Source organism: Halomonas salinarum (assembly GCF_012062845.1).
Lineage (GTDB): Bacteria > Pseudomonadota > Gammaproteobacteria > Pseudomonadales > Halomonadaceae > Onishia > Onishia salinarum.
In genome coordinates this window covers 1-1,641 of the sequence record NZ_WWNB01000044.1, presented here as the reverse complement: position 1 = coordinate 1,641, position 1,641 = coordinate 1, and the positions used below count along the sequence as shown (strand labels likewise).

The following is a 1,641-nucleotide window of genomic DNA, read 5'->3' as shown; positions in this document are numbered from 1 at the left end:
AGGGCGCTTCCAGGCCCAGGCCGAGGGTCAGAATCTGGGTGCCGTCCATGCCATGCCTCCTGTTCAAGTGGAGGTCATATCCTGGCCCAGATCAGGGGGCGAATTCCACACCCAACGACGAAGAGCCTGATTGACTCGCTTGGTGAACAGAGAAAACCTTTCCTGATTACTCATGTTGATCAGCCGCAATCCCGCCAGCCTCTCCTATACTGATGTTATGTCCAGTAGAGGAGGTGGCGTCATGGCACGCAATCCTATCCAGTTTCAGCCCGGCCTGTCGTTGCCGGCACTTCTCGCGCAGTACGGCACGGAAGCGCAGTGCCAGGCGGCCCTTTTTCAGCATCGCTGGCCCAAGGGGGTTCGTGTGCCCCGACTGTGGCAACACCACTAGCTGTCGATTGTCGCGGGGTCACTACCAGTGCCATCGCTGTCACCACCAGACCTCACTCATCGCCGGTACCATCTTTCATGCCACGCACCTTCCTCTGACGACGTGGTTTCTGGCGATCTATCTACCTGCTGACTCAGCGCAAGAACGGCATCTCAGCGTTGCAACTGTCCCGGGAGCTCGGCGTCGCCTACAACCCCGCCTGGAAGCTCAAACACAAGCTACTGCAGATCATGCACGAGCGTAACCAGGGAGAGAAGCTCTCTGGACGCATCGAGCTGGATGACGCCTACCTGGGGGGTGAACGGCCAGGAAAGCGCGGTCGCGGCGCCAAGCACAAGTTCCCGTTTGTGGCGGCCGTGCAAACCGATGAGGAGGGCCATCCGCAGCGGGTTCAGCTTCGCCGCGTGAGCGGCTTCACCCTGGCCGAGATATGTCGCTACGCCCAACAGGCCATTGCGCCCGGCAGCCAGGTCATCAGTGATGGCCTGGGGTGTTTCCGAGCCTTCGATATCCCCACCTACGTCCATGAGCGCCACATTACCGGCGGTGGGCGTGCCAGCGTGGAGAATCCCGCGTTCAACTGGGTCAACACCCTGCTGGGTAACGTGAAAAACGCCATCACTGGCACTTACCATGCCATCCGCGGGCAGCATGCTCCACGTTACCTGGCCGAGTTCGAGTACCGCTTCAATCGGCTACGACCTCAAGGCCATGATCCCGCGCTTTCTGACGGTGGCGGCGAGAACGCCGCCGATGCCGTACCGGTTCCTGAAGCTGGCTGAGTTTTATGCGTAATCAGGTGAAGTTTTGTGGTTTCAACCTCGCCGCGTCACAGAGCGGTAACACGTGCAGCCGCTATCGATTGGCCAAGCGGGGGAATGCCCGGCTGCGCTATGCCTACTGGCTCGCAGCCACGGTTGCTGTGAGGATGCGAGACAACAGCTTCCGCACCAAATTCGATCGCTACGTCGGCAAAGACCCGACCGATGGCGATCTCAAGAGGAAAGCGCTAACGGCCGTGGCGGTGAAGATGGCACGAGTGACGCATTCCTTGATCAAACATGAAGTCGACTATCGCGGCTATCATGAGTACTGCATTCCTGGCGGCGGGACTTCTTTAATAAGGTTCACCGCACTTTGCCGGGAAAAGCGGCACGGATCTTCAGAAAAAAGTACGCCGTGTCGCGGTACCCATAGGCCATCCGCTTGATGACCTTGATCCGGTTGTTCATGCCCTCCAGCACGCTGGT

Annotated in this window: 1 protein-coding gene and 2 pseudogenes; 2 read left to right on the top strand and 1 reads right to left on the bottom strand. The window is 59.2% G+C overall.

The window, feature by feature from the left end; genetic code table 11:
• The first annotated feature begins 241 nt into the window (after positions 1–241).
• Both HF027_RS15410 and HF027_RS15725 read left to right on the top strand, forming a co-directional pair.
• Positions 242–1,186: pseudogene (locus tag HF027_RS15410) on the top strand (IS1595 family transposase).
• Positions 1,182–1,481: pseudogene (locus tag HF027_RS15725) on the top strand (transposase); the annotation flags it as partial. The pseudogenes HF027_RS15410 and HF027_RS15725, both read left to right, overlap by 5 nt.
• Before the next feature lie 37 nt (positions 1,482–1,518).
• Here the strand turns inward: HF027_RS15725 and HF027_RS15405 are convergent.
• Positions 1,519–1,641: transposase (locus HF027_RS15405; protein ID WP_146188265.1), on the bottom strand; the 123-nt coding region annotated here is incomplete at its 5' end.